Raw genomic sequence first — 25,548 nt, forward strand, 5'->3', positions numbered from 1 at the left:
GCAGAAGGAAGTCCTTCTGCGTTATCTTTTTTATGCTGCGAAGTTCTTCGCAACAAATTCCCAGTTCACCAGTGCCCAGAAATGTTCCAGGTAGCCAGGACGAGCATTGCGATAATCGATGTAGTAGGCGTGTTCCCATACGTCAACGGTCATCAGCGGCGTCGCGTCGGTGGTCAGCGGAGTACCTGCGTTGGAGGTGGAGACGATAGCCAGTTTGCCATCCGTTCCTTTAACCAGCCAGGTCCAGCCAGAACCGAAGTTTTTGATAGCGGCATCGGTGAATTGCGCTTTGAAATCTGCAAAGCTGCCAAAGGAAGCGGCGATTGCATCGGCCAGTTTTCCGGTCGGTTCACCACCTGCGTTTGGTGCCAGGCAGTTCCAGTAGAACGTGTGGTTCCATACTTGTGCTGCGTTATTGAATACACCGCCTTCAGAGCTACGAACGATCTCTTCCAGTGATTTGCCTTCAAACGCCGTGCCTTTAATCAGATTGTTCAGATTGGTCACGTAAGTTTGATGGTGTTTGCCATAGTGATATTCCAGCGTTTCGGCAGAAATGTGCGGTGCCAGAGCATCTTTGGCATACGGTAATGCAGGTAATTCAAACGACATTGCTTCTCTCCTTATTATTTATATTGAGTACACACAATAGCCTCATTGTGAGTAAGGATAGGGTAGCAAATTGAAAGGTTATGCAAAAGAAGAACTTACCCTACAGTATGTTCTGTAGGGTAAGTTTTTAGCGAATTGTTTTTGGCGTCATTACCCGACGAGCGCCAACATAGTGGCGCTGCCAGTAATCTTCGCTCAGAGAGGTGATTTGAATTTCCTGCCCGCTGCGCGGTGACTGAATAAACTTACCGTTGCCGACGTAGACGCCGACGTGATCGGCTGTGCCGCGACCCTGGGTACGAAAGAATACCAGATCGCCATTTTTCAGTTCGCCACGTTCAATTGGTGCGGCATCACGCAGATGGTACATTTCATTCGCGGTACGCGGAATGCGGAACTTCACCAGATCTTTATAGGCGTAATAAACCAGACCGCTGCAGTCAAACCCGGTTCTTGGCGAGGAGCCGCCCCAACGATAAGGTTTACCGATTTGGTTCATCAAGGTGGACATCGCTGTTTTAGTCGCTTTCTGCACTTTCACTTTATGTGCGTCAGCAAGCGTAGTCGGTGCAGTGGTTTTCACCTTCACGCAGCGTGGTTTATGACCTTTGCGCGGTGTGCATTTTTCCGTCCAGGTAACGGCTGCGGTTTGTGCTGCGGCAGTTTTACCACGGCGATTTGCAGTTTTAGTCGACTTTGCCGGAGTGGCAGTGCGTTTTTTAGAAGAGGAAGCGGTTTTGGTGCTGGTTTTGCTGGTGGTCTTTGTCGCCGTTTTCTTACTGGTCTTTGTTGTTTTTTGGCTGGTTGTTGCGCTTTTCTTTTTATCTACCGTTTTGATGGTGTGAGAATTGGTAGGTGTCGTCCTGGCCTGCTTGGAAGCATGAGCCATAGGCGTAAAGGGCAGTGTAGTAAAAAGCAAAGCACAGAGCGTGATCGAGATTCGGTTTATCCGCGCCACTGAGCAGTCCTCTGGTAAGGCAGGTCTATCGTGCCTGCGTGTGATTTTCAAAACTTGATGATTCTAATCTATAGAAAGAGGGAAAGTTAATAGCTTTTTTTGTTTAAAACTATGTTTCGTAACCGACCGCAAAAAAAAACAGCAATTAACGTTTGAGTTGGTGAACGGATAATCAAATCCACATGTTTGAAGGGGATAAGTGAGATTGTGAATGCAACTTTTAGCGTCAGGGGATAAAATAATAACGCGTAATGAAAATGTTATTTTCCGTTGCCTGTCTGACCCGTTACAATGTCAGACTACTGCCGTAAAAGAAGTTTAAGGAAGCAAGATAATGAGCACCACTATCGAAAAAATCCAGCGCCAGATCGCTGAAAACCCGATTCTCCTGTACATGAAAGGTTCCCCTAAACTGCCAAGCTGCGGTTTCTCCGCACAGGCTGTGCAGGCGCTGTCAGCCTGTGGTGAACGCTTTGCTTACGTTGATATTCTGCAGAACCCGGATATTCGCGCCGAACTGCCGAAATACGCAAACTGGCCGACCTTCCCGCAACTGTGGGTTGATGGTGAGCTGGTTGGCGGTTGTGACATTTTGATCGAAATGTACCAGCGCGGTGAGTTGCAGCAGCTGATTAAAGAAACAGCAGCGAAATACAAAACCGAAGAGCCGGACGCTGAGTAATACCAGCAGAAGTAAAAAAGCGACCTGAAATGGTCGCTTTTTTTATATCGCCGTTACGCTTCTTCAGGCACGGGAAGAGGCCAACCGCCGAGACGTTTCCAGCGGTTAACGATTTCGCAAAACAGCACGGCCGTACGTTCGGTGTCATACAGCGCCGAGTGCGCCTGATTCCCGTCAAACTCCATTCCCGCCGCTAGGCACGCTTTTGATAACACAGTCTGCCCCAGAGACAGGCCGCTTAATGCCGCCGTATCAAAGGTTACAAATGGGTGGAATGGATTACGTTTGAGTGAGGCGCGTTCTGCTGCAGCCATCATGAAACTGTGGTCGAACGTAGCGTTATGCGCCACCATGATCGCCCGATTGCAGCCGCTGTCTTTAATGCCTTTACGCACCATTTTGAAGATGGCATGCAGAGCATCATATTCGCTGACCGCACCGCGTAGCGGATTGTTAGGGTCAATACCGTTAAAGGCGAGCGCTTCCGGTTGCAAATTGGCACCTTCAAACGGCTCTACGTGGAAATGTAACGTCGTGTCCGGCATCAGCCAGCCTTGTTCATCCATTTTCAGTGTGATGGCGGCAATCTCAAGCAGCGCATCGGTTTTGGCATTGAACCCTGCGGTTTCGACATCAATGACGACAGGATAAAAACCACGAAAACGGTCACACAGACCGGAAAGTTGAGCGTTATCGGACATCTGGGTCTCTTAATACGGGAAAATTGCAGCGCGTATTATGGCAAAATGATGAGTATAAAACTATGGGCACAGACGATCTGCGCCCGAGGGGGAGATTAATCGCCCAGGCCGCGCCCGGCGTCTTTCTCTTCGATCAGCTCAATTTTGTAGCCGTCCGGATCTTCAACGAACGCAATCACTGTGGTGCCGCCTTTTACTGGACCTGCTTCACGCGTTACGTTACCGCCATTCTGGCGAATACGTTCACAGGCTTCAGCCGCGTTGTCTACGCTCAGGGCTATATGGCCATAGGCAGTACCCAGATCATACTTGTCGACACCCCAGTTATAGGTCAGTTCGATTACTGCTTCACTGGTTTCAGGACCGTAGCCGACAAAAGCCAGAGAGTACTTGTATTCAGGGTTTTCGCTGGTACGCAGCAGCTTCATGCCCAGCACGTTGGTATAAAACTCGATGGAACGCTGCAGGTCACCCACGCGCAGCATGGTATGGAGTAAACGCATCTTTTTCCCCTTCAAAAATGGCTAATACATTCAAAATGTTGTTTTAGTATAGCGGCGTTGTTACGCCGCTATCAATGGCAGAACGGAGATTGTGACGTTAGAGGGTAGGATAGTCGGTGTAACCTTCCGCGCCGCCGCCGTAGAAGCTCTCGGCACGTTGCGGATTCAGTTCTGCTTTGCGTTGCAGACGCGCCACCAGATCCGGGTTAGCAATATAGGCGCGACCAAAAGCAACGGCGTCGATCAGACCTTTCTCGATCAGCGCTTCTGCTTTTTCTGGGGTGTAAGCACCAGCACCAATGATAGGACCGTGGAAGCGTGCGCGAACTTTTTCGCGGAACGCATCGGAATACGGCTCGCCACCGGCCCAGTCCGGCTCAGACATGTGCAGGTAAGCGATTCCGCGCTTGCCCAATTGTTCAATCAGATACAGCGCATCGGCTTCTTCGTTCGGACCGTTGTCAACGTTCTGGAAAGTGCCAATCGGGGAGACGCGAATACCAATGCGATCGGCACCCCATTCTTTAATACCGGCGTCAACCACTTCCAGCACCAGACGCGCACGATTTTCGACGCTGCCACCGTATTGATCGGTACGCTGGTTAGACGTTGGCGACAGGAACTGGTGCAGCAGGTAGCCGTGGGCAGAGTGCAGTTCAACCATATCGAAACCTGCCACACGCGCATTGGCTATCGCCTGACGGAAGTCATTAACGATACCCGGAATCTCTTCTGTTTCCAGCGCACGTGGCATTGAAGTATCGGCACGCGTTGCCAGGCCGTTTTCATCACGTAGCGAGGTGCGGGTTCCAGCGCTAATCGCGGAAGGTGCAACTGGAGCTTGGCCGTTTGGCTGCAGACTGGCGTGAGAGATGCGTCCGGTGTGCCACAACTGGACAGCAATATGACCTTGCTCAGCGTGTACGGCAGCAGTGATTTTCTTCCATGCGGCAATTTGCGCTTCGCTGTGTAAGCCGGGTGCTCCGGCATAGCCTTTCGCCTGTGCGGAAATCTGCGTCGCTTCGCTGATGATAAGACCCGCGCTGGCGCGTTGACGGTAATACTCGGCCATCAGCGGAGTAGGGATGTCGCCAGGCTCAATACTGCGCAGACGCGTCAGTGGCGCCATAAATACGCGGTTTGCTGCCGTAATGGCACCCACTTTCAGTGGGGAAAACAGTTTTTCAGATGACATGTGATACTCCTGAATAGACCGGTCGTCTAGTAATAAAGAAAATAAAAACGCCTGTTAAACGGCAGGCGTTGTGATGATGTTTTTAACGTGCGCCAGCGCATTTTCCAGCGGAGTGGCGCTACGAGAAATCTTGGCCTGCAGGTTGGCGCCAAGCCACAGCGCATACAGTACCTGCGCCTGCTGTAACGGCTCGCCAACAAAAGACAGACAATGGCTGGCCTGACCTTTCTCCAGCGCCTGCGCTAACAGCACAATAATGTGCCGCGCGCCTTTATCCATCGCAGTGCGCATATCTTCTGACAGATCGCACACTTCGGCAGACAGTTTTACTGTTAAACAGCCGCTAATAATGCCGTGCTGGCTAAACTGGTTCAGGGTTTCCTGATAGTAGGCCAGAATGCGGTCGCGGTAGTTTCCCGCTCCCGTATCAAAGTGCGTAGCCAGTCGCCGATGATAGGCCGCATAGTGGCGTTCCAGCATCGCGACACCGAACGCTTCTTTAGAGCGAAAGTAATGATAAAACGAACCTTTGGGTACTTCAGCGGTTTTCAGTAGTTCGCTTAAACCCATGCCGGTGAAGCCGCGCTGCATACACAGCAGTTCGCCAGTCGCCAGCAGATGTTCGCGTGTATCGTGTTCAGTGATTTTGTTCATGAAAACGAGTGTAATAGACCAGTCGGTCTAATGCAATAGCGCTTGCGAGAAATTCAGTTAACGTCTTCAATATGTATATCAATCTTATTAAAGGAGGGGATGTGGCCGAACAGCTGGAGTTTTTCCCCGTCCAGAGCCCATGCCGTGGAATATGTCAGTCTGACGAACGCGGCTTTTGCCGTGGCTGTTTTCGCAGTCGGGATGAGCGTTTTAACTGGCAAAAGATGAGCGATACCCAAAAGCAGGAAGTGCTGCGGCTTTGTCGTCAGCGCCTGATGCGTAAATTACGAGCAAACAAAGCCAACCCTTCGGAAGAACCGCAACAACCTTCACTCTTTTAAAAGCGTAATTGCGTATACTCGATGCACATTCACTTAAAAGGAAGCTGCTATGGTTCAGCGTATTACTATTGCGCCGCAAGGCCCGGAATTTTCTCGCTTTGTGATGGGGTACTGGCGCCTGATGGACTGGAATATGTCCGCGCGCCAGCTAGTCAGCTTTATTGAAGAGCATCTGGATCTTGGCGTGACCACCGTCGATCACGCCGATATTTACGGTGGATACCAGTGTGAAGCGGCGTTTGGTGAGGCAATGAAGCTGGCTCCGCATTTGCGTGAAAAAATGCAGATTGTGACCAAATGCGGGATCGCGACGACGGCGCGCGCGGAAAATGCGCTGGGCCACTACATCACCGACAGTGCACATATTATTGCCAGTGCAGAAGAGTCGCTGAGGCTGTTGGCGACCGATCATATTGATCTGCTGCTGATCCACCGTCCCGATCCGCTTATGGATGCTGACGATGTCGCCGACGCTTTTAAAAAATTGCACCATAGTGGCAAAGTGCGTCACTTTGGCGTCTCCAACTTTACCCCTTCACAGTTTTCGCTGCTGCAATCGCGTCTGCCGTTTACTCTGGCGACCAACCAGGTAGAAATTTCGCCAGTACATCAGCCGCTCCTGTTGGATGGTACTTTAGATCAACTGCAACAGTTACGTATTCACCCGATGGCCTGGTCCTGTCTCGGCGGTGGTCGCCTGTTTAATGATGATGCTTTCCAGCCTTTACGTAATGAGCTTGCCGTGATCGCAGAAGAGTTGAATGCGCAGTCTATTGAACAGGTGGTATACGCCTGGATTTTACGTCTGCCGTCTCAGCCGCTGCCGATTATTGGCTCAGGAAAAATAGAGCGTGTACGTGCTGCCATTGAGTCTGAATCGCTGAACATGTCTCGCCAGCAATGGTTCCGCATTCGTAAAGCGGCGCTGGGTTACGACGTACCCTAATCGCGTTTTTGGCGCATCTCCGTTCAAATTTGTGTCACTGGTTTACACTTAACAATCAGACACCTTTTGGACGGAGGTCTTATGAAGCGTTTGAGTTTGGCCATTATCACTCTACTCGCCTGTGCAGGTGCGCAGGCTGCCAGTGAAGAAAAAGTGACGATGAATCTGGTCACATCGCAAGGCGTCGGCCAGGCGATTGGTACGGTCACTATTGCTGAAACCGCAAAGGGGCTGGAGTTTACGCCCGATCTGAAGGCGTTGCCGCCAGGTGAACATGGCTTCCATGTGCATATGAACGGCAGCTGCCAACCGGCAATTAAAGATGGGAAAGCCTCAGCCGCAGAATCGGCTGGCGGCCATTATGATCCGCACCAAACCGGCAAACATGAAGGCCCGGAAGGCGCAGGTCATATGGGCGACCTGCCGCTATTGGTGGTGAATAACGACGGTAACGCTACAACGCCGGTCGTTGCGCCGCGGCTTAAAACGCTCGATGAGGTTAAAGGTAAAGCGTTGATGATCCATGTGGGCGGCGATAATATGTCCGATCAACCGAAACCGCTTGGCGGTGGCGGAGCACGCTATGCCTGTGGTGTTATCAAATAATCAACGACTGAGAGTGCCCGGCGGCGGCGCCTGTTCGAGTTGTGAAAGCGAGCAGTGTAGCCGCCAGACCAGTGCCGACAGTTCCTGCGCAGCGGGTTGATGATGGTGGGCAAGCGTATCGCAGATGCGCTGTAGCTCATTCAGTGTGGCATTCAGTGGTCGTTGCTGGACGCCACGCTCGCTCATTACATCGCGCAGCAGCGAGATACACACGTCCCTGACGCGAGCCAGCGGATCGGAACGCGCCTCCCAGGTACGCAGTTGCCACACCACGTGCGAGCAGTTCAGTAAAACGACCCCCCAACGTAATAACCAGCGTCGCGCCAGCGCATCCTGACTGTTGCTGAGCTGGCTGACGTGATGATAGGTCAGTGATTCAAATTCGTTTTCACTGAGTGATGGATGTCGGCTGAGCTGATCGACAAAATCCCGGCGCAGGGCGCGAATATGGCGGCGACTTTTCCGTGCATCCGATCCGGGGCGCAGAATGGCGAAGGCCAGCCATGATAGCGCCACGCCGGTGATTTTCGCCATATTGTCATTCAGGAAATCAGCAAAATCATATACCGGCGGATTGGTCACCGCGATAAACGAACCCATAAATACAATCAACTGCCCCCAAAGACCTGCCAGGGCAGGCATTTGTAGCTTCAACAGTTGCATGGTGGCGAGTAGCGGGAAAAGAAAGAGAATAAACTGCCAGAGGTCGGAAATTTGCACCATCAGGCCAAACTTAACCACAAAGCTAAATAGCGACAGTAGAACCAGCGTACGCATCAGCAAAGAAAGCGACTTGAACGGTGTGGCAACGGCGGAATATAGCACGCTGCTGATCGCAGCGAGCGTGAGTGCGCCAGAGCCTGATTCCCATTGTGCGCCAATGCTCCATGCGCCGATAAGCATCAAAGTGCAGAACGTACGCAACCCGCTCCAGATAGCTTCCGCATTATCGGTATGACGGGCAAGCCCCGGCGTGCGGGCGATATTAATACGCTCGGCGGTAACACCATTTTCCAGTAAATGCAGATAATGGCTGCTGCGCAGGTAGAGCCGACAAAAATAACGCAGTCGTTGCCAGAAGGCGACGTGTCGATAGTCGCGGGCATCGACGGGCTGCAGTGGGGCAATAATACGTGCGACAGTGTAGCTATTCGCATTGGATTTGATTAGTTCGCTGAGCAACTGTTCGATGATTTCCCGGGTATTGGACGGGGGATTAGGCCAGTTCAGCAGCATCCTGCGTAGACTGGAAATCACGCTGGTCATGCGTAACTGCTGGTGCAACAGCGAATTGAGCAAAGCATTCTGGCGACGAAAACGATAATGACTCCAGAAAGCCTGAATACGCAGCAGGTTCATGGTCAGAATCTGCCCGATAACTCCTTCATGGGCTGTGCGAATGGCATCCGTGGTTTCTGGTTGCCAGAGTAGGCTGGCATGTTCCAGTAAACGTGAATGCATGTTTTTCAATGCAGTCAGTAACGTGGTGCCATCGGAGGTGCTGGGCAGGATCATCATCATCACGCCGCCACACAGGATACCGACGATGACTTCACACACACGTGCCTGCGCGATATCCCATAACTGTGTAATTTCCACGGTATTGACCATGGGAAACGCAATGATCGCCGCCGTATAACCCGCCAGTTGAAAGGCGTAGGCAACGTTATTGGTGAAGTGCGCACATGCCCAGGTACAAAAACCGATCCACACTGACATGCTCAGCAAAAACAGCCACGGCTCATTGAGAGTATGACCGGCAATAATCAATGCGGCGGTGGCTCCCAGTAGGCTACCCGCCACGCGACCCAGACTTTTGCTGATAACCCCGCCAACGGTGGGAAAACTAACCACCGCCGCCGAGGTCATCGCCCAATAGGGCTCATCCAGATTCAGATAATAAGCAAAAGTTAACGCCAGGGACATCGCAATGGTGTTACGCAGCGCATAACGCCACTGTGCCGCCGTGGCTTTAAACCACGGCAAATTGCCTGGTGCCAGGCGGGGCAGTTTCATTTACGCTGGCCGATGGATACGCTGCAGGTTGTACCTGACACCAGCGTGACCTCCCGCGGCAGGGCGTCGAATTCGATGCGTACCGGGACACGCTGCGCCAGACGCACCCACGGCACGTTGGGTTTGATGTCGGGAATCAGGCCGGAATCACTTTCCACACTTTGATCGTAGATGGCACGGCCAATACTGGAAACGTGACCCTGTAACTTTATATCACCGCTGTAGAGCGTGATAAGGGCGGGCGCACCCTCGCGAATGTGGCGTAACTTAGTTTCTTCAAAATATCCCATCACATAAAAAGAGTGACTGTCGACAAGGGCAAACAGGGGCTTACCGGTTGAGGCGTAATCACCGGTACGGGTAGACAGGTTTGTGACCCAACCCGCTACGGGGGCTTTGACCACCGTTTGCGTCAGTTGCCACTGGGCCTGGCGCAAACTGGCCTCAGCCGCTTCAACGCTTGCCTGCATGGCTTTTACGTTGAGATTTGCGGTATCCAGATCCTCGGCTGAGATGTAATTTTGCGATAAATGACGGCGGCGGTTGGCTTCGTTATTGGCTTTCGCCAGGTCAGACTGCGCTTTTGCCAGTTGCGCTTGCGCATTCAGTTCAGCAATGTGAAATGGCGTCTTGTCGATAATAAAAAGGACATCGCCTTTATTCACAAACTGGTTATCTTTTATATAGAGTTCGCTAATGCTGCCTGACACTTGCGGCGTGATGCTGACCTGCTCAGCACGTACTTTGCCATCACGTGTCCAGGGCGATTGCATATAGTAATTCCACATCCACCATCCGGCGAAAACTGCGATTGCAGCGACTATAATAGTGGAGAAGTATTTAACGGTTTTAAGCGACATAATCACCACGCTATCAGCATAACAAAGGCCAGACATACGCAAAGCGTAAAGAGCGACAGATCCATTAGCAGGGGATGCCAGATTTCGCCGGAGTAAATCCAGTCGCGCAGCAGGCGATGAACAACCAGCCAGAGAATAAATCCTGCTACAATCGACTTGAAAACAGGAGGGAAGTAGACAGATGCGCCGATCATTAAATCTTGTAGGGGCAATCCTGTTGCATTAAACATAAACTTCACGGGCAAAATCCTTGACGGAAGAGAGCATTGCTATAGGTTTAGCAAAAAAGAGACAATGAGTCTCTGTAACGCATAATGTCTGAAAAAATGTCAGCCGGTAAGCAAATTTGGCAATACATTTGTTTTGGGAATACAAATGCTGCACACTATTCTAAAATCAGCACAATAACTTAGCAAGCTAATTATAAGGAGATGAAATTGGAATCGCCATTAGGTTCTGATCTGGCACGGTTGGTGCGCATTTGGCGTGCTCTGATTGACCATCGCCTGAAACCTCTGGAGTTGACGCAGACGCATTGGGTTACGCTGCACAACATTCATCAGTTGCCGCCGGATCAATCGCAGATTCAGCTGGCTAAAGCGATTGGCATCGAGCAGCCTTCGCTGGTACGTACGCTTGACCAGTTGGAAGAAAAGGGACTCATTTCACGACAGACTTGCGCCAGCGATCGTCGAGCTAAGAGAATTAAACTGACAGAGAAGGCTGAGCCGCTGATCGCTGATATGGAAGCGGTGATCAACAAAACACGTGGAGAAATTCTGGAAGGGATTTCAGCTGAGGAAATTGATCTGCTGATTAAGCTGGTTGCCAAACTCGAACACAATATTATTGAACTGCAGTCACAGGATTGAAACGATAAGTTACGTGTGGCCAGAGCCTGACCACACGTGAATTCGATTAGCGTGGAGACACGGTAAACTGGCTGCCGTTGTTAGCCATAACAACGCGCTGGCCGGCTGAAAACTTGGTCGCACCCTGTTTCTGAACCACCATGATGGTATTACCATCATCCTTACGGATTTCCAGTTCCACACCCTGGGTTTTATTCATCGCACCTTGTACGCCTTGACCCGCTACGCCACCGGCAACTGCACCTGCAGCCGTCGCTAATGAACGACCCGTACCGCCGCCGACGGTGTTACCAAGGAACCCGCCGAGTACCGCACCACCAATAGCACCAATCACGTTTGCGTCATCGCCACCCTGGATTTGCACTGGACGAACATGAACAATCGTACCGTAGGTAACGTTCTGAACTTGTTTCGCTTCGGATGCGGTATATACGTCGCCTGAAAGGCTATCATTGTTAACGCAACCCGCTAAAGATACGCCCATTAATGAAACAATCAGCACACGTTTAATCATTTACAAATCTCCTTTGTCACCACGAAACGCTAATAAAACACCCTTCATGGTTAAATTATATGGCATTTGTGAGCCTAAGGTCACATGTTCTACTGGAACAATATGAAAATCTTAACCGAAATTGGATCAACCGAGTATAAACGAATCATTCATGTAATTGATGTAATTAAACGATCATTGTAATGATTAGCCACCAAAAATCATTAAGGAAGCATGGCATTAGTCGACACTTTATGGTTGAGTGTCAAGGCTAATTTGCTTAAAAGGATGACCTATGAAATCGGGCCGTTTTATCGGTGTAATGTCTGGAACCAGCCTTGATGGCGTCGATGTTGTGCTGGCGACAATAGATGAAACGATGGTTGCGCAGCAGGCGAGTCTGACCTGGCCCATCCCCATTCATGTTAAACAAGCGATTCTGGATATCTGCCAGGGGCAGCAGCTTACACTTTCTCAGTTTGGTCAGTTAGATGCACAGCTCGGTTATCTATTTGCTGAGGCGGTGAATGCGCTGTTGGTGCAAGAAAAATTGAAACCGCAGGATATCGTTGCGATTGGTTGTCACGGGCAAACCGTGTGGCATGAACCGAACGGTGCTGCGCCGCACACGCTGCAAATTGGTGATAACAACCAGATTGTCGCGCGTACCGGGATAACCGTAGTCGGCGATTTTCGTCGACGTGATATCGCCCTTGGCGGGCAGGGTGCACCGCTCGTTCCTGCGTTTCATCAGGCACTGCTGGCACATCCAACGGAACGGCGAATGGTGTTAAATATCGGCGGGATTGCCAATCTGTCTCTGCTTATTCCGCAACAACCCGTTCGCGGATACGACACCGGGCCGGGCAATATGCTGATGGATGCCTGGATCTGGAGGCAATGTGGCCAGCCCTACGACAAAGATGCGCAGTGGGCCATTTCAGGAACGGTGATCTTACCGTTACTGCAGAATATGCTTAACGACCCTTATTTTTCCGCGCCTGCGCCGAAAAGCACCGGCCGTGAGTATTTTAATTACGGCTGGATAGAGCGTCATCTGGCGCAGTTTCCGGGAATTAGCCCACGAGATGTACAGGCGACGCTTGCCGAACTGACGGCAGTAACCATTTCAGAGCAGGTCTTGTTAAGCGGCGGCTGTGATCGACTCATGGTATGTGGTGGTGGCAGTCGTAATCCACTGCTGATGATGCGTCTGGCGGCATTATTACCGGGTACAGAGGTCACCTCAACCGATGAAGCCGGGATCAGCGGTGATGATATGGAAGCGTTAGCCTTTGCATGGTTGGCGTGGCGAACACTGGCCGGATTGCCGGGAAATTTACCGTCTGTGACTGGGGCGTCAGAGCCGAGTGTTTTAGGGGCAATTTATCCTGCCAATCCGCGAACTCAGAGTTAACTGAAATTATTCAGCGCGGTATGCCGGTAAACTAAGGATATTAGGGAGGGTGCCATTACCCTCCAGGACCAGGAAAGTCTTCAGGATATGGCTATGAAAAAACTGTTGTTAGTGTGTCTGCCCGTACTGCTTAGCGGTTGTAGTGTGTACAACCAATTTGTCGAGCGTATGCAAACGGATACGCTTGAATACCGCTGCGACGAAAAACCGCTGACCGTGAAGCTGAACAATACCCGCCAGACGGCAAGCTTTGTTTATGATAATCAGCTATTGAACCTCAAACAGGGCGTGTCGGCATCAGGTGCACGTTATACCGATGGTATCTACGTATTTTGGTCTAAAGGCGACGAGGCAACGGTCTATAAACGAGACAGAATTGTGCTAAATAACTGTCAGTTACAGAACCCGAAGCGTTGAGATTTTCACTTGGGCGGCGCACAATAGCGTCACCCACTGACAATCCGTAGCCAAACATCATGTCTGATAACGACGAATTGCAGCAAATCGCGCATCTGCGCCGTGAATACACGAAAGGCGGTCTTCGCCGCCGCGATCTTCCCGCCGAACCCCTTGCGCTGTTTGAGCGCTGGCTGGGGCAAGCCTGTGATGCCAAACTGGCCGATCCCACCGCAATGGTCGTTGCGACCGTTGATGAAAATGGCCAGCCTTATCAGCGTATCGTGTTACTCAAACATTATGATGACAAAGGGCTGGTGTTCTATACCAACCTTGGCAGCCGTAAGGCGCATCAGATCGAGAAAAATCCACGCATCAGCCTTTTATTTCCCTGGCATACGCTGGAACGGCAGGTGATGGTGATCGGCAAGGCAGAGCGTCTTTCCACACTCGAAGTGGTGAAATACTTCCACAGTCGCCCACGTGACAGTCAGATTGGCGCCTGGGTCTCAAAACAATCCAGTCGGATCTCCGCGCGCGGTATTCTCGAAAGCAAATTCCTCGAACTGAAGCAGAAGTTTCAGCAAGGGGAAGTTCCTCTGCCCAGTTTCTGGGGCGGCTTTCGCGTGAGTATTGAACAAATGGAGTTCTGGCAGGGCGGTGAAAACCGTCTGCACGATCGTTTTTTATACCAACGCGAAGATAACGCGTGGAAAATTGATCGCCTGGCCCCCTAAAGATGCAAATTTCTTGTTTTAAGCGCTGGTGCTGATCAATCCGGCGCTTTATTCTATGTTTCTTTCGCATCAGGCGAAAAGTCGTGTACCGGCAAAGGTGCAGTCGTTTTATACATGGAGATTTTGATGGCAAGCAGTAACTTGATTAAACAATTGCAAGAGCGGGGGCTGGTGGCCCAGGTGACGGACGAGGAAGCGTTAGCAGAGCGACTGGCGCAAGGCCCGATCGCGCTCTATTGCGGCTTCGATCCTACCGCTGACAGCTTGCATTTGGGGCATCTGGTTCCATTGTTATGCCTGAAACGCTTCCAGCAGGCAGGCCATAAGCCTGTTGCACTGGTAGGTGGCGCAACCGGTCTGATTGGTGACCCGAGCTTTAAAGCCGCCGAGCGTAAACTGAATACCGAAGACACCGTGCAGGAGTGGGTGGATAAAATCCGCAAACAGGTTGCACCGTTCCTCGATTTCGACTGTGGCGACAACTCGGCGATTGCTGCGAACAACTACGACTGGTTTGGCGGTATGAACGTACTGACTTTCCTGCGCGATATCGGCAAACACTTCTCCGTTAACCAGATGATCAACAAAGAAGCGGTTAAGCAGCGTCTGAACCGTGACGATCAGGGGATCTCCTTTACCGAGTTTTCTTACAACCTGCTGCAGGGTTATGACTTTGCCTGCCTGAACAAACTGCACGGCGTGGCACTGCAGATTGGTGGTTCTGATCAGTGGGGTAACATTACTTCGGGTATCGATTTGACCCGTCGTCTGCACCAGAATCAGGTGTTTGGTCTGACCGTTCCGCTGATTACTAAAGCTGACGGCACCAAATTCGGTAAGACGGAAGGCGGCGCAGTGTGGCTGGATCCGAAGAAAACCAGTCCATATAAATTCTACCAGTTCTGGATCAACACCGCCGATGCGGACGTTTATCGCTTCCTGAAATTCTTCACTTTCATGGACATTGAAGAGATCAATGCGCTGGAAGAAGAAGATAAAAACAGCGGTAAAGCGCCGCGTGCCCAGTATGTTCTGGCCGAACAGGTTACGCGTCTGGTTCACGGTGAAGAAGGTCTGGTCGCGGCAAAACGCATTACCGAAAGCTTGTTCAACGGCAATCTCAGCGATTTGAGTGAAGCAGATTTCGAACAGCTGGCGCAGGATGGCGTGCCGATGATCGAGATGGACAAAGGTGCCGATTTGATGCAGGCGCTGGTGGACTCTGAGCTGCAGCCTTCTCGCGGTCAGGCACGTAAGACCATTGCGTCAAACGCGGTGACCATCAACGGTGAGAAGCAGTCCGATCCGGAATATTTCTTCCAGGAGAGTGATATCCTGTTCGGGCGCTATACCTTACTGCGCCGTGGCAAGAAGAACTATTGTCTGATTTGCTGGAAGTAAGATTGAGTTAGCAGGGGCGTGGGAAACTACGCCCCTTTATTTTTTCAGGGTTGTGGTAAGTAAAATGAAGAATATCCTCGCCATCCAGTCCCACGTTGTTTTTGGTCATGCGGGCAATAGTGCAGCAGAATTTCCGATGCGTCGTCTTGGCGCAAATGTCTGGCCGCTGAATACCGTTCAGTTTTCAAACCATACGCAGTATGGCAAATGGACCGGTTGCGTTATGCCGCCGAGCCACCTGACTGAAATTGTTCAGGGCATTGCTGATATTGATAAACTCCAGACCTGCGACGCAGTACTGAGCGGCTATCTTGGCTCAGCAGAACAGGGCGAACATATTCTGGGTATTGTTCGCAAAGTAAAAGCGGCAAACCCGCAGGCAAAATACTTTTGCGACCCTGTGATGGGACACCCTGAAAAGGGGTGTATCGTCGCACCCGGAGTGGCGGAATTTCATGTACGCCATGCGCTTCCGGCCAGTGACATTATTGCCCCAAATCTGGTTGAGCTCGAAATTCTGTGCGAGCATGCGGTGAACAATGTCGGTGAGGCCGTTGCAGCAGCGCGTGAACTGATCGCTCAGGGACCTGAAATTGTACTGGTGAAGCATCTGGCACGCGCAGGTATCAGCACCGACCGTTTCGAGATGCTGCTGGTCACCGCTGAACAAGCGTGGCATATCAGTCGCCCGTTAGTCGATTTTGACGCACGTCAACCGGTTGGTGTGGGTGATGTGACGAGTGGCTTGTTACTGGTGAAACTGCTGCAGGGCGCGTCTTTACAGCAGGCGCTTGAGCATGTGACTGCGGCGGTGTACGAAGTGATGATCACTACCAAAGAGATGCATGAGTATGAGCTACAGGTCGTGGCCGCGCAGGACCGTATCGCCAAGCCTGAACACTACTTTAGCGCAACTCAGCTGTAATCGATGCCCGATGGCGCTCACGCTTATCGGGCATATTTTTAGCTGTAGGCCGGGTATGTGCAAGTGCCACCCGGCAACAACAATTAATTTAAGCCTTCTGCTTTAAGCGCAGCAGCAACCGCCGGGCGTTCAGCCATTCGCGCCATATAGGCGTCAATATTACTTAATCCTACCATATTCAGCTTAACCGCATAGGCCCAACGCAGTACGGTAAACAGATATGCATCGGCGATGCTGAAGCGCGGGCCGCAGATCCATTGGTTATCTTTCAGCGAGTCGTTCACATACTGCATTTTTTTCTCCAGTAGCGCGCGAACGGTTGGCTTGAAGTCTTCCGGCGTATCGGGACGGAACAGTGGCGTAAAGCCTTTATGCAGTTCTGTCGCAATGTAGTTAAGCCATTCGATAGTTTTGTAACGGGAGAGGCTGCTGGTAGGGGCTAGGAGCTGGCGGTCTGGCACGCTGTCCGCCAGGTATTGCATGATGGCGACACCTTCGGTAAGTAGCGTACCGTCATCCAGCAACAGTGCGGGAACTTGCCCTTTTGGGTTTACCGCGAAAAAATCATCGCCATTTTCCAGACGTTTCTTCATCAGATCAACACCATCCAGCGTGAAATCTTTACCGCTCTCACGAAGTGTGATGTGGGAAGCGAGAGAACATGCGCCCGGTTTGTAGAACAGTTTCATCGGTAACTCCTTTTGACTGAGGTATATCGTATGGTAGTGCTACCTCAGGCAAAAAAAAAGCCGCTAACAACAGTTAGCGGCCTGAAAATGAGTTTCCCTGAGAATTACGCTGTCGCGGCCTTAGAGGCTTTCTCATTGACGTCATCGTCCTGAGTCATACGGTTCAGTTTCGGAGCCGTCAGCAGCATCAGAACAGCGATAACAGCCGTTGCGACACCAATCTGCAGGAACACGCGACCGTAGACTTCAAGGGACATCAGCGGGTCAGTCACGTTCTCTGGTACAGCCATCATGTTAGCGACGTAGCCACCGATGATGTTTGCACCGGCAGTGGTCAGGAACCAGCTACCCATGATGAAGCCCATCAGGCGTTGCGGAACCAGTTGCGCCACCATTGCCAGACCCAGACCGGAGATCATCAGCTCACCGATACTTTGCAGACCGTAGCAGATAATCAGCCAGTTAACGGAAACGATGCCCGCATCGGTAGCGAATTTCGCGCCCAGTGGCAGGATCAGGAATGCACCGGAACACAGCACCATACCAATCGCAAACTTGGTCGGCATCGGCAGGGTATCGCCCATCTTGTTATAGATAGCGGCGAGGATTGGGCTACCAATGATGATCCAGAACGGGTTCAGTGCCTGGTACTGTTCAGGTTCGAAAGCAATGCCAAGAATAGAGTGCTCAACGTTACGAATCGCAAAGAAGTTCAGTGAGGTCGGCATCTGGCTGTACAGCACGAAGAAGATAATCGCTTCCAGCATCAGAATGAAGGCGACGATCATTTTGCGACGCGCAGCACCTTGCATGGTGAAGGCTTCTTTACCGAAGATGAACACGATACCCAGCGCAATGACGCCCAGAACCATACGTGCGATCTGCTGGTTGTGCAGCAACCAGGTTGCAATCGCGATCAGTACCACAACGCCAGCAATGGTCAGCAGCAGGTTACGGAAGTTGATCGGTTCAAAGTCAGGTTTAGAACCGTACTGTTTAACCCAGCGCTGACAGAATGCGAAGTTAACAACGGTAATCAGCATACCCACGACGCTCAGAGCGAACGCGGTGCTCCAGCCGTAACGCGCAGCTAACCATGGCGTTGCCAGCATAGAGAAGAATGAACCGATGTTGACGGACATGTAGTACATGGTAAATGCACCATCAAGACGCGGGTCATCTTTGGCATAGCAGGTAGAGAGCAGGGAGGATGGGTTTGCTTTAAACAGGCCGTTACCGACAGCGATGGCCGCCATGCCCATATAAACGATACCCGCATCGTGACCGGACCATGCTACCAACGCATAACCGATGGCCAGCACAACGGCACCCAGCATAATGACACGTTTTGTTCCCAGAACTTTATCACCTAACCAGCCGCCAATGGCAACCAGACCGTACACCAGGGCGCTAAAGGACGAGAAAAGGGTGATGGAATCCGCTTCTGACATACCCAGCTGTTTAACCAGGTAGACGGCCATAATCCCTTGCAGGCCGTAATAACCAAAACGTTCCCACAGCTCAATAGAGAAAATGAGATAGAACGCTTTTGGTTGTTTGAAGGCGTTTAAACTTACGCTTTCTGTTGGTTTATTGTTTGCAGTAGACACTTTTACCTCTTTTTTTACATCCCATATCAACGGGGGTGTTCAGGTACGTGATGAGTCAAGTTCATCCGTCCGATTGTTATAGTGGGAGGGGAAACGGCAAGTAATGTTCACTATCTTGACCCTTCAGACAAGTGGTTTGTAATAATCTGTTACATATATCATGACTGGTGAAATCGTCGGGGCGGTGAAATGTTATCTAGCGTTAAATTTCTTCATTTCTAAAATGGCAGATTTTTACACTGTTTAATCACCGTCAAAACCGCAATGTGGCGATATGTTCTGCTATTTAAGGTTGAATCCAGTGATATAGGCCATTATCTGAAAAATAGGCAGTGTAATGTTTTGTTTGGAAACTGTGCAGTTAGGTCATCCAATTGTCACCTTAACTAAAAAATAAAAATTTATTAACATTGTGTTAGCTGGATGATCTGGATCACGTATAGATAGAAATTTCTTTTGCTAAAAAAACGATTAACCTGCTCAGGTGTTAATTAACAAGAATATTGCATTAGATATGAGCAATTGAATGGCATCATTGTCGGGAAAATAAACGCTGGGGAGTGCATAACTAATCGTTATGTATGTAAGGGCCGAGGAGGATGCCCCGGCAGTATTAGATATCGACTTTCTCTTTTAATTCGCAGAGATCTTCAATAATACAGGAACCACAGCGCGGCTTTCTGGCGATGCAGGTGTAGCGGCCGTGAAGAATTAACCAGTGATGGCAATCGACTTTAAATTCACTAGGTACGACTTTCAGCAGCTTCTCTTCAACCTGCTCGACATTTTTACCCGGGGCGAATTGCGTGCGATTACAGACGCGAAAAATGTGGGTATCTACAGCGATAGTGGGCCAGCCAAAGGCGGTATTTAACACCACATTAGCTGTCTTTCGCCCAACTCCGGGGAGAGCTTCTAACGCCGCACGGTCTTCAGGTACTTCACCATTGTGTTGTTCCAGCAGAATGCGGCAGGTTTTAATTACGTTTTCCGCTTTGCTGTTAAACAAACCGATTGTCTTGATGTAGGACTTAACACCTTCAACACCGAGCTCCAGCATCGCGGCAGGCGTATTGGCGACGGGATATAGCTTAGCCGTCGCTTTATTGACACTGACATCGGTCGCTTGTGCGGAGAGTAAGACTGAAATCAACAGTTCAAACGGCGATGTAAAATTAAGCTCGGTTGTCGGATGCGGGTTGTTATCCCGCAGGCGCGTCAGTATTTCCAGACGTTTTGCTTTGTTCATTACGCATTCCCTGTTTCACCCGCGGGACTGTCCACGACAGCTGCCTCGGCACGACGTTTCTTCATTTTCTCATCAATCAGATACTTCACTGCCAGCATCAGACCCAGGCCAATAAACGCGCCCGGTGGCAGCATGGCCAGCAGAAACGGCGTATCAGTATGGAAGATCTCAACGCGCAAGACTTTGGCCCAGCTACCCAACAAACCGTCTGCACCATCAAACAGTGTACCGTTACCAATTATTTCACGCAGCGAACCCAGAACAAACATGGCACCGGTTGCGCCCATGCCGATAGAGAAACCATCAAGTGCGGATAACGCAGGGCCCTTTTTGGCGGCGAAGGCTTCTGCACGGCCAACAACAATACAGTTAGTCACAATCAGCGGGATGAAGATGCCCAGAGATTGATACAGGCCGAAGGCGTAGGCATTGATCAACATCTGCACCGCGCTCACCACGGAGGCGATGATCATGACATAAATCGGAATGCGAATTTCAGGCGGTGTCCAGCGACGGAGTGCTGAAATCGTCAGGTTGGTCAGCGTCAGGACGAGCGTAGTCGCGAGTCCCAGACCCAGCGCGTTAGTGGCGGTAGAGGTGACGGCTAACAGCGGACACATCCCGAGTAGCTGCACAAGCGCGGAGTTATTTTTCCATAACCCCTGGACAATAACGTCTTTAATTTCGCTCATGGTTATTCTCCACAGGCGCTAAGTTGAGGGAGTTGCGCAGGCAGTGTCTGCGCATACATGCCGGCACGTTTAACCGCGTTAACTACCGCACGGGGTGTAATGGTTGCGCCAGTAAACTGGTCAAAGTCGCCGCCATCTTTTTTCACTGCCCAGTGAGAGTCATTACCCGCCGCGATTGTTTTACCGCTAAAATGGGTGATCCAGTCGGACAGTCGCAGTTCGATTTTGTCGCCCAGCCCCGGCGTTTCATGGTGTTCGGTAACCCGCGTACCCAACACGGTACCCGTGAAATCGACACCCACCAGTAGTTGAATCGCTCCGGAATAACCATCTGGCGCCGTAGCTTCAAGAATTGCTGCAACGGGGCGATCGTCCTGGCGGGCAATATATACACGGTGCGTACCTTTGCCTAACGCCGGCGCATTGACCAGATAACAACTTTCAGACAAGTTATTATTGTAGCGATCGCCAGGCAGAACCTGATCGAACAGCGTTTTTTGCTGTATCGCGGCCTGTTCATCAATGGTTGACTTGGTTAATTGATTGATTGCTGCAGTTAACCCCGTCGAGCCCGCGGCAAACAGCGCCAGCGTAATACCGTGTTTACGAATCGTTTTCAGCATAGGGACTCCTTAGCGATGTCCGTACACGCGAGGGCGAGTGTAATAATCAATCAGGGGAACCGTGATATTCGCCAGCAATACGGCAAAAGCCACGCCATCAGGATAACCGCCAAAACTGCGAATCAACCATACTAACAGGCCAGCAAGTGCGCCAAAAATCAGGCGACCGCGGTTGGTTGTTGATGCCGTAACGGGATCGGTAAGAATAAAGAACGCACCTAACATTGTCGCGCCGGAAAGGAGGTGCAACTGAGGCGAGGCCAGCGATTCTGGCGAAAATATCCAGCCCAAAGTGGCACAAACGGCGAGTGACAGCAGGAAGCTAACCGGGATATGCCAGCGAATCGCTTTTTGCCATAACAGCACGATACCGCCCACCAGCCAGGCAAGGTTCACCCACTGCCAGCCAGCGCCTGCCAGCATGCCGCTGTAGATCGGGTATTGCATCACCTGCTCAACGGTACGTCCTGCATGCAGGGATGTCTTAAAGGTATCAAGAGGCGTTGCCTGACTGATACCATCGATGCCCATACGCAGCGAATTCATATCCCCACCGCTGGCGGTATGTCCGTTAAAGATAACGTTCAGGGCGTCAAAAAAACCAGGCACCGTGGCCGCAATTTCATGCGGCGGCAGCCAACTGGTCATCTGTACCGGAAATGAGATGAGCAGCACGACATAACCAATCATGGCAGGGTTAAACGGGTTCTGCCCGAGCCCGCCATACAGCTGTTTCGCAATGATAACCGCAAATACCGTGCCTAATACCACCATCCACCATGGCGCGAGGGGCGGAATACTGACGGCCAAAAGCAACCCGGTGAGTAACGCAGAGTTGTCTTTTAAAATCGGCACAATGGGTTGTTTACGCAGTTTAAGCACACCCGCTTCGGCAGCAATAGCGCTGATGGATGCGAGAACTATCTGGAACAACGTGCCCCAGCCAAAGAACCACAGCTGAGCGGCGATCCCCGGCAATGCAGCAAGTAATACCAGCATCATGATACGCGATGTCTGGCGCTGGTTATGGGTATAAGGGGAGCTTGCTATTCTGAATACCATTTATTCCTCGTTTACAACCTGCTGCTGTGCGGCTTTCTTAGCCTGAGCGCGTGCGATAGCGGCCGCGACGGCGGCTTTACGTGGATCAACCGGCTCGGCTGTTTCAGTTACCGCCTGCTGCTCGAGCTTGCGGGCCTTGGCGCGGGCGATTGCTGCTTCCACGGCGGCTTTACGCGGATCAACCGGTTCGGCCGTTTCCGTTACCGCTTCTTGCTCAAGTTTGCGGGCTTTGGCGCGGGCGATTGCCGCTTCGACGGCGGCTTTACGCGGATCAGCCGGTTCGGCCGTTTCCGTTACCTGTTCTTGTTCAAGTTTGCGGGCTTTGGCGCGGGCAATTGCCGCTTCCACGGCGGCTTTACGCGGATCAGCCGGTTCGGCCGTTTCCGTTACCAGTTCTTGTTCAAGTTTGCGGGCTTTGGCACGGACAATTGCCGCTTCCACGGCGGCTTTACGCGGGTCTGTACCCGTGCTGCTGCCATCACTTTGCGGCGGATTTTCCTTACGGGAGGCACGAGCTTGCGCCTTACGCGCCTCGCGTGCGGCAATCACGGCACTATTGTCAGGTTTTACGCCTGCCTGAATGACCACTGGCTGTAGCGCCTGAGCCTGCTTTTCTTTTACACGAGCCAGCGCGGCAGCAATGGCATCATGATCTTTGGCCGCCGGCTGAGCAGCAGCGCTCTTATGGCGTTCAAGACGCGCTGCTTTTTCACGTTCAAGGCGCGCCTGGCGGGCTTCAAACCGAGCTTTCGCTTCAGCGGCGCGTTTTTCTTCCTGGCTAATGGCGTAAATCTCGGCTTTTTCCTGACGGAAATATTGCACCAGCGGAATATTGCTTGGGCATACCCAGGCGCAGGCACCGCACTCAATGCAGTCGGCGATATTATGGGCCGTTGCCTTGTCGTGCTGTTGCCCTTTACTGAACCAATAAAGTTGTTGTGGCAGGAGATCCGCCGGACAGGCATCGGCGCATGCGCTACAGCGAATGCAGCCTTTCTCTTCCGGTGTTTCACCCATTTCACTGGCAGAGGGTGCCAGAAGACAGTTGGTTATCTTCACCACCGGGACATCCAGCCACGGCAGCGTAAAGCCCATCAGCGGCCCGCCCATAATCACCATCTGGTCGGCGGAAGGGCAGAAGCCCGCATCGTTGAGCAGATGACGAACCGGCGTGCCTAAACGCGCCCAGACGTTGCCCGGACGGCTGACGGCTTCACCGGTAAGCGTCACGACACGTTCGGTGATCGGCTCTCCGTCAATTACTGCCCGTTTAATTGCATAGGCGGTTCCGACGTTTTGCATCAATACGCCGATATCAGAGGAGCGTCCGCCGTGGGGAACCTGCTTGCCGGTCAGGATTTGTGTTAACTGCTTGGCCCCGCCGGACGGGTACTTGGTGGGGATCACGCGTAGGCTAATGTCGTGTGAATCAGCCAGCACCGCGCGCAGCATAGATATTGCCTGCGGTTTGTTATCTTCGATACCAAGGAGGATCTCGCGTGGCTGAAGAATGTGCGCCAGGATGCGGATACCTTCGACGACCTGAGCGGCACAGTCCTGCATCAGGCGGTCATCTGCCGTAATGTACGGCTCGCATTCGGCGGCGTTAATGATCAGGGTTTCAATTTTATCTCCACCGCCCTGCAGTTTAACGCCGGTGGGAAAACCCGCGCCACCCAGTCCGGCTACGCCGTACTGATGAATACGCGCAATCAGCTCTTCCCGGCTGTGGGAGCGGTAGTCGGTCCAGCCGTCTCGCTCAATCCAGCGGTCTTCGCCATCGGCGTCTATGATGACGCTCAGCTCAGCGAGTGCCGAAGGATGTGCGGTGGAATGCGGCGCAATAGCAACCACGGTGCCTGATGTTGGCGCATGGACTGGAAGCATTTTGCCACGCCCGCGGGTTAAGGCCTGACCACGCAGCACGGTGTCACCCACGTTTACGCACAGTTCACCCTCCGCACCAATATGTTGTTTCAGCGGAATAACGAAACGCGGCGCCAGCGAAACCTGTCGCAACGGCGTTCCGTTTGACTGGGTTTTCATTTCTGGTGGATGAATGCCGCCATCAAAGTCCCAGATTTTATTTTTTCTGAATGCAGAGAATAACTTAAACATGTTGTTCCACGGGAATGATGCGCACAGGGATGGTGTTTAAATCCCATTTCCAACTATCGGGTGTCTCGGCTACCGGGCGTAATTCAATACATTGCGTCGGGCACGGGTCAACGCACAGGTTGCACCCGGTGCAGAGATCGCTCATTACCGTGTGCATGGAGCGGGTCGCGCCCACGATCGCATCGACCGGGCAGGCCTGAATACACTTAGTGCACCCAATACAGTTATTTTCATCAATGACCGCCAGCATTCGCACCGGCGTAACGCCTTGTTCATCGCCATCAATAGGTTGCGGGTCGACGTTCAGCAGAGCGGCAATTTTTAACATCACCGCTTCGCCACCGGGGGCGCAACGGTTAATTTTTTCACCCTGAGAGCCTATCGCTTCAGCGTAAGGATGACAGCCCGGATAGCCGCACTGTCCACACTGGCTTTGCGGGAGAATTTCATCAATTTTCTCCACGACCGGATCATCTTCAACGGCAAAACGTCGCGAGGCGTACCCCAAAATAGCGCCGAACGCCAGACCCAGTAGACTCACTGCGGCAACGGCAATCCAGATAGCATTCATTACAACTTCACCAAACCACTAAAGCCCATAAAGGCCAATGACATTAAACCAGCAGTAATCAGCGCAATCGCATTGCCGCGAAACGGCGCTGGGACATCCGCTACGGCGAGACGTTCGCGGATCGCAGCGAACAGTACCATCACCAGCGAGAAGCCGACGGCGGCGGAAAAACCGTATAGCGCCGACTGTAAAAAGTTATGGCCGAGGTTGATGTTCAGTAGCGCCACACCTAACACTGCGCAGTTAGTGGTGATCAGCGGTAGGAAGATTCCCAGCAGGCGGTACAGCGCAGGGCTGGTTTTACGCACAACCATTTCGGTAAACTGCACGACGACGGCGATAACCAGAATAAAAGCCAGCGTGCGCAGATAGATGAGATTGAGCGGGATTAGGATCCAGGTATCAATCAGCCATGCGCAAATGGAGGCCAGCGTCATGACAAACGTCGTGGCAAGGCCCATACCCATTGCGGTTTCCAGTTTTTTGGAAACACCCATAAACGGGCAGAGGCCCAGAAACTTGACCAGTACAAAGTTATTGACCAGTACAGTTCCGACAAACAGCAGCAGGTAATCAGTCATTTTTCGGCCTGAAATAAAAAAGCCGCCTATTATCTGAC

At 51.7% G+C, this 25,548-nt stretch carries 28 protein-coding genes and 1 pseudogene; 10 read left to right on the top strand and 19 right to left on the bottom strand.

Annotated elements, in window-relative coordinates:
- Positions 1-30: 30 nt before the first annotated feature.
- Together sodB and OGX92_RS11580 are read right to left on the bottom strand one after the other, a co-directional pair.
- Positions 31-612, bottom strand: coding sequence for a superoxide dismutase [Fe] (sodB, locus tag OGX92_RS11575; protein WP_003029205.1), 582 nt, complete (start codon positions 610-612; stop codon positions 31-33).
- A 127-nt stretch (positions 613-739) separates the two neighbouring features.
- Positions 740-1,570 (bottom strand): C40 family peptidase, encoded by an 831-nt coding sequence (locus OGX92_RS11580; protein ID WP_003832759.1) that lies wholly within the window; start codon positions 1,568-1,570, stop codon positions 740-742.
- Positions 1,571-1,904: 334 nt separating this feature from the next.
- Here OGX92_RS11580 and grxD point away from each other — a divergent pair, with 334 nt between their 5' ends.
- Positions 1,905-2,252, top strand: coding sequence for a monothiol glutaredoxin 4 (gene grxD / locus OGX92_RS11585; protein WP_003832760.1), 348 nt, complete (start codon positions 1,905-1,907; stop codon positions 2,250-2,252).
- A gap of 53 nt (positions 2,253-2,305) precedes the next feature.
- Here the strand turns inward: grxD and rnt are convergent, their stop codons facing one another.
- From rnt to OGX92_RS11605, 4 genes are all read right to left on the bottom strand, one after another.
- Positions 2,306-2,953 (bottom strand): ribonuclease T, encoded by a 648-nt coding sequence (rnt, locus tag OGX92_RS11590; RefSeq protein WP_003029200.1) that lies wholly within the window; start codon positions 2,951-2,953, stop codon positions 2,306-2,308.
- A 95-nt stretch (positions 2,954-3,048) separates the two neighbouring features.
- Positions 3,049-3,456 (bottom strand): lactoylglutathione lyase, encoded by a 408-nt coding sequence (gloA, locus tag OGX92_RS11595; protein WP_003832762.1) that lies wholly within the window; start codon positions 3,454-3,456, stop codon positions 3,049-3,051.
- Positions 3,457-3,553: 97 nt separating this feature from the next.
- Positions 3,554-4,651: an alkene reductase gene (locus OGX92_RS11600; protein ID WP_063941544.1), complete on the bottom strand. Its 1,098-nt coding sequence runs from the start codon at positions 4,649-4,651 to the stop codon at positions 3,554-3,556.
- Positions 4,652-4,705: 54 nt separating this feature from the next.
- Positions 4,706-5,305 (bottom strand): TetR/AcrR family transcriptional regulator, encoded by a 600-nt coding sequence (locus OGX92_RS11605; protein ID WP_003832766.1) that lies wholly within the window; start codon positions 5,303-5,305, stop codon positions 4,706-4,708.
- Positions 5,306-5,376: 71 nt separating this feature from the next.
- Here OGX92_RS11605 and OGX92_RS11610 point away from each other — a divergent pair, with 71 nt between their 5' ends.
- The 3 genes from OGX92_RS11610 (at position 5,377) to sodC (ending at position 7,198) form a co-directional block, all read left to right on the top strand.
- Complete coding sequence (locus OGX92_RS11610; protein ID WP_257661698.1) at positions 5,377-5,646, top strand: DUF1289 domain-containing protein; 270 nt, start codon at positions 5,377-5,379, stop codon at positions 5,644-5,646.
- Positions 5,647-5,695: 49 nt separating this feature from the next.
- On the top strand, positions 5,696-6,592 hold the full coding sequence (locus OGX92_RS11615; RefSeq protein ID WP_126956301.1) for an aldo/keto reductase: 897 nt from the start codon (positions 5,696-5,698) through the stop codon (positions 6,590-6,592).
- 81 nt (positions 6,593-6,673) lie between these two features.
- Entirely contained in the window at positions 6,674-7,198 is a 525-nt protein-coding gene (gene sodC, locus OGX92_RS11620; RefSeq protein ID WP_003832772.1) for a superoxide dismutase [Cu-Zn] SodC, read from the top strand.
- Here the strand turns inward: sodC and OGX92_RS11625 are convergent.
- From OGX92_RS11625 to OGX92_RS11635, 3 genes and pseudogenes are all read right to left on the bottom strand, one after another.
- A pseudogene (locus OGX92_RS11625) lies at positions 7,174-9,214 on the bottom strand (FUSC family protein). The gene sodC and the pseudogene OGX92_RS11625 sit on opposite strands and share 25 nt — an antisense overlap.
- A complete protein-coding gene (locus tag OGX92_RS11630) occupies positions 9,211-10,074 on the bottom strand; it encodes an efflux RND transporter periplasmic adaptor subunit (protein WP_032934449.1) in 864 nt (287 codons plus the stop codon). Before OGX92_RS11630 ends, OGX92_RS11625 begins: the two are co-directional and overlap by 4 nt.
- A 2-nt stretch (positions 10,075-10,076) precedes the next feature.
- Positions 10,077-10,313 (bottom strand): DUF1656 domain-containing protein, encoded by a 237-nt coding sequence (locus OGX92_RS11635; RefSeq protein ID WP_126318212.1) that lies wholly within the window; start codon positions 10,311-10,313, stop codon positions 10,077-10,079.
- Positions 10,314-10,505: 192 nt separating this feature from the next.
- Here OGX92_RS11635 and slyA point away from each other — a divergent pair, with 192 nt between their 5' ends.
- The gene (gene slyA / locus OGX92_RS11640; protein WP_122973940.1) at positions 10,506-10,946 is read left to right on the top strand and encodes a transcriptional regulator SlyA; all 441 of its coding nucleotides are present in this window, start codon (positions 10,506-10,508) and stop codon (positions 10,944-10,946) included.
- Positions 10,947-10,992: 46 nt separating this feature from the next.
- Here the strand turns inward: slyA and slyB are convergent, their stop codons facing one another.
- Positions 10,993-11,460, bottom strand: a complete 468-nt coding sequence (gene slyB / locus OGX92_RS11645; protein ID WP_286586571.1) for an outer membrane lipoprotein SlyB — start codon at positions 11,458-11,460, stop codon at positions 10,993-10,995.
- 274 nt (positions 11,461-11,734) lie between these two features.
- Here slyB and anmK point away from each other — a divergent pair, with 274 nt between their 5' ends.
- The 5 genes from anmK to pdxY all read left to right on the top strand — a co-directional run bounded on the left by anmK (position 11,735) and on the right by pdxY (position 16,315).
- Positions 11,735-12,856, top strand: a complete 1,122-nt coding sequence (gene anmK, locus OGX92_RS11650) for an anhydro-N-acetylmuramic acid kinase (RefSeq protein WP_003832781.1) — start codon at positions 11,735-11,737, stop codon at positions 12,854-12,856.
- Between the two features lie 87 nt (positions 12,857-12,943).
- Positions 12,944-13,273, top strand: a complete 330-nt coding sequence (mliC, locus tag OGX92_RS11655) for a C-type lysozyme inhibitor (RefSeq protein WP_003029170.1) — start codon at positions 12,944-12,946, stop codon at positions 13,271-13,273.
- 59 nt (positions 13,274-13,332) lie between these two features.
- On the top strand, positions 13,333-13,989 hold the full coding sequence (pdxH, locus tag OGX92_RS11660; protein ID WP_003029169.1) for a pyridoxamine 5'-phosphate oxidase: 657 nt from the start codon (positions 13,333-13,335) through the stop codon (positions 13,987-13,989).
- Positions 13,990-14,115: 126 nt separating this feature from the next.
- Complete coding sequence (gene tyrS, locus OGX92_RS11665) at positions 14,116-15,390, top strand: tyrosine--tRNA ligase (RefSeq protein ID WP_003029168.1); 1,275 nt, start codon at positions 14,116-14,118, stop codon at positions 15,388-15,390.
- A gap of 64 nt (positions 15,391-15,454) precedes the next feature.
- The gene (gene pdxY / locus OGX92_RS11670; RefSeq protein WP_286586572.1) at positions 15,455-16,315 is read left to right on the top strand and encodes a pyridoxal kinase PdxY; all 861 of its coding nucleotides are present in this window, start codon (positions 15,455-15,457) and stop codon (positions 16,313-16,315) included.
- Between the two features lie 83 nt (positions 16,316-16,398).
- Here pdxY and gstA read toward each other — a convergent pair whose 3' ends face one another.
- The 9 genes from gstA to rsxA all read right to left on the bottom strand — a co-directional run bounded on the left by gstA (position 16,399) and on the right by rsxA (position 25,510).
- Entirely contained in the window at positions 16,399-17,004 is a 606-nt protein-coding gene (gene gstA, locus OGX92_RS11675) for a glutathione transferase GstA (RefSeq protein ID WP_286586573.1), read from the bottom strand.
- 104 nt (positions 17,005-17,108) lie between these two features.
- Entirely contained in the window at positions 17,109-18,614 is a 1,506-nt protein-coding gene (gene dtpA, locus OGX92_RS11680) for a dipeptide/tripeptide permease DtpA (RefSeq protein ID WP_003832789.1), read from the bottom strand.
- A 613-nt stretch (positions 18,615-19,227) separates the two neighbouring features.
- Positions 19,228-19,863, bottom strand: coding sequence for an endonuclease III (gene nth, locus OGX92_RS11685; RefSeq protein WP_286586574.1), 636 nt, complete (start codon positions 19,861-19,863; stop codon positions 19,228-19,230).
- Positions 19,863-20,555, bottom strand: coding sequence for an electron transport complex subunit E (locus tag OGX92_RS11690; RefSeq protein WP_008784678.1), 693 nt, complete (start codon positions 20,553-20,555; stop codon positions 19,863-19,865). Before OGX92_RS11690 ends, nth begins: the two co-directional genes overlap by 1 nt.
- Before the next feature lie 2 nt (positions 20,556-20,557).
- Positions 20,558-21,178 (bottom strand): electron transport complex subunit RsxG, encoded by a 621-nt coding sequence (rsxG, locus tag OGX92_RS11695; RefSeq protein WP_286586575.1) that lies wholly within the window; start codon positions 21,176-21,178, stop codon positions 20,558-20,560.
- A gap of 9 nt (positions 21,179-21,187) precedes the next feature.
- Entirely contained in the window at positions 21,188-22,240 is a 1,053-nt protein-coding gene (gene rsxD / locus OGX92_RS11700) for an electron transport complex subunit RsxD (protein ID WP_003832796.1), read from the bottom strand.
- Entirely contained in the window at positions 22,241-24,358 is a 2,118-nt protein-coding gene (gene rsxC / locus OGX92_RS11705; protein ID WP_286586576.1) for an electron transport complex subunit RsxC, read from the bottom strand.
- Entirely contained in the window at positions 24,351-24,929 is a 579-nt protein-coding gene (gene rsxB / locus OGX92_RS11710) for an electron transport complex subunit RsxB (protein WP_164562823.1), read from the bottom strand. Before rsxB ends, rsxC begins: the two co-directional genes overlap by 8 nt.
- Positions 24,929-25,510 (bottom strand): electron transport complex subunit RsxA, encoded by a 582-nt coding sequence (gene rsxA, locus OGX92_RS11715; RefSeq protein WP_003029144.1) that lies wholly within the window; start codon positions 25,508-25,510, stop codon positions 24,929-24,931. The genes rsxB and rsxA overlap by 1 nt, the downstream gene beginning before the upstream one ends.
- Positions 25,511-25,548 lie beyond the last annotated feature (38 nt).

The organism is Citrobacter sp. Cpo089 (assembly GCF_030332695.1).
GTDB classification, from domain to species: domain Bacteria; phylum Pseudomonadota; class Gammaproteobacteria; order Enterobacterales; family Enterobacteriaceae; genus Citrobacter; species Citrobacter portucalensis.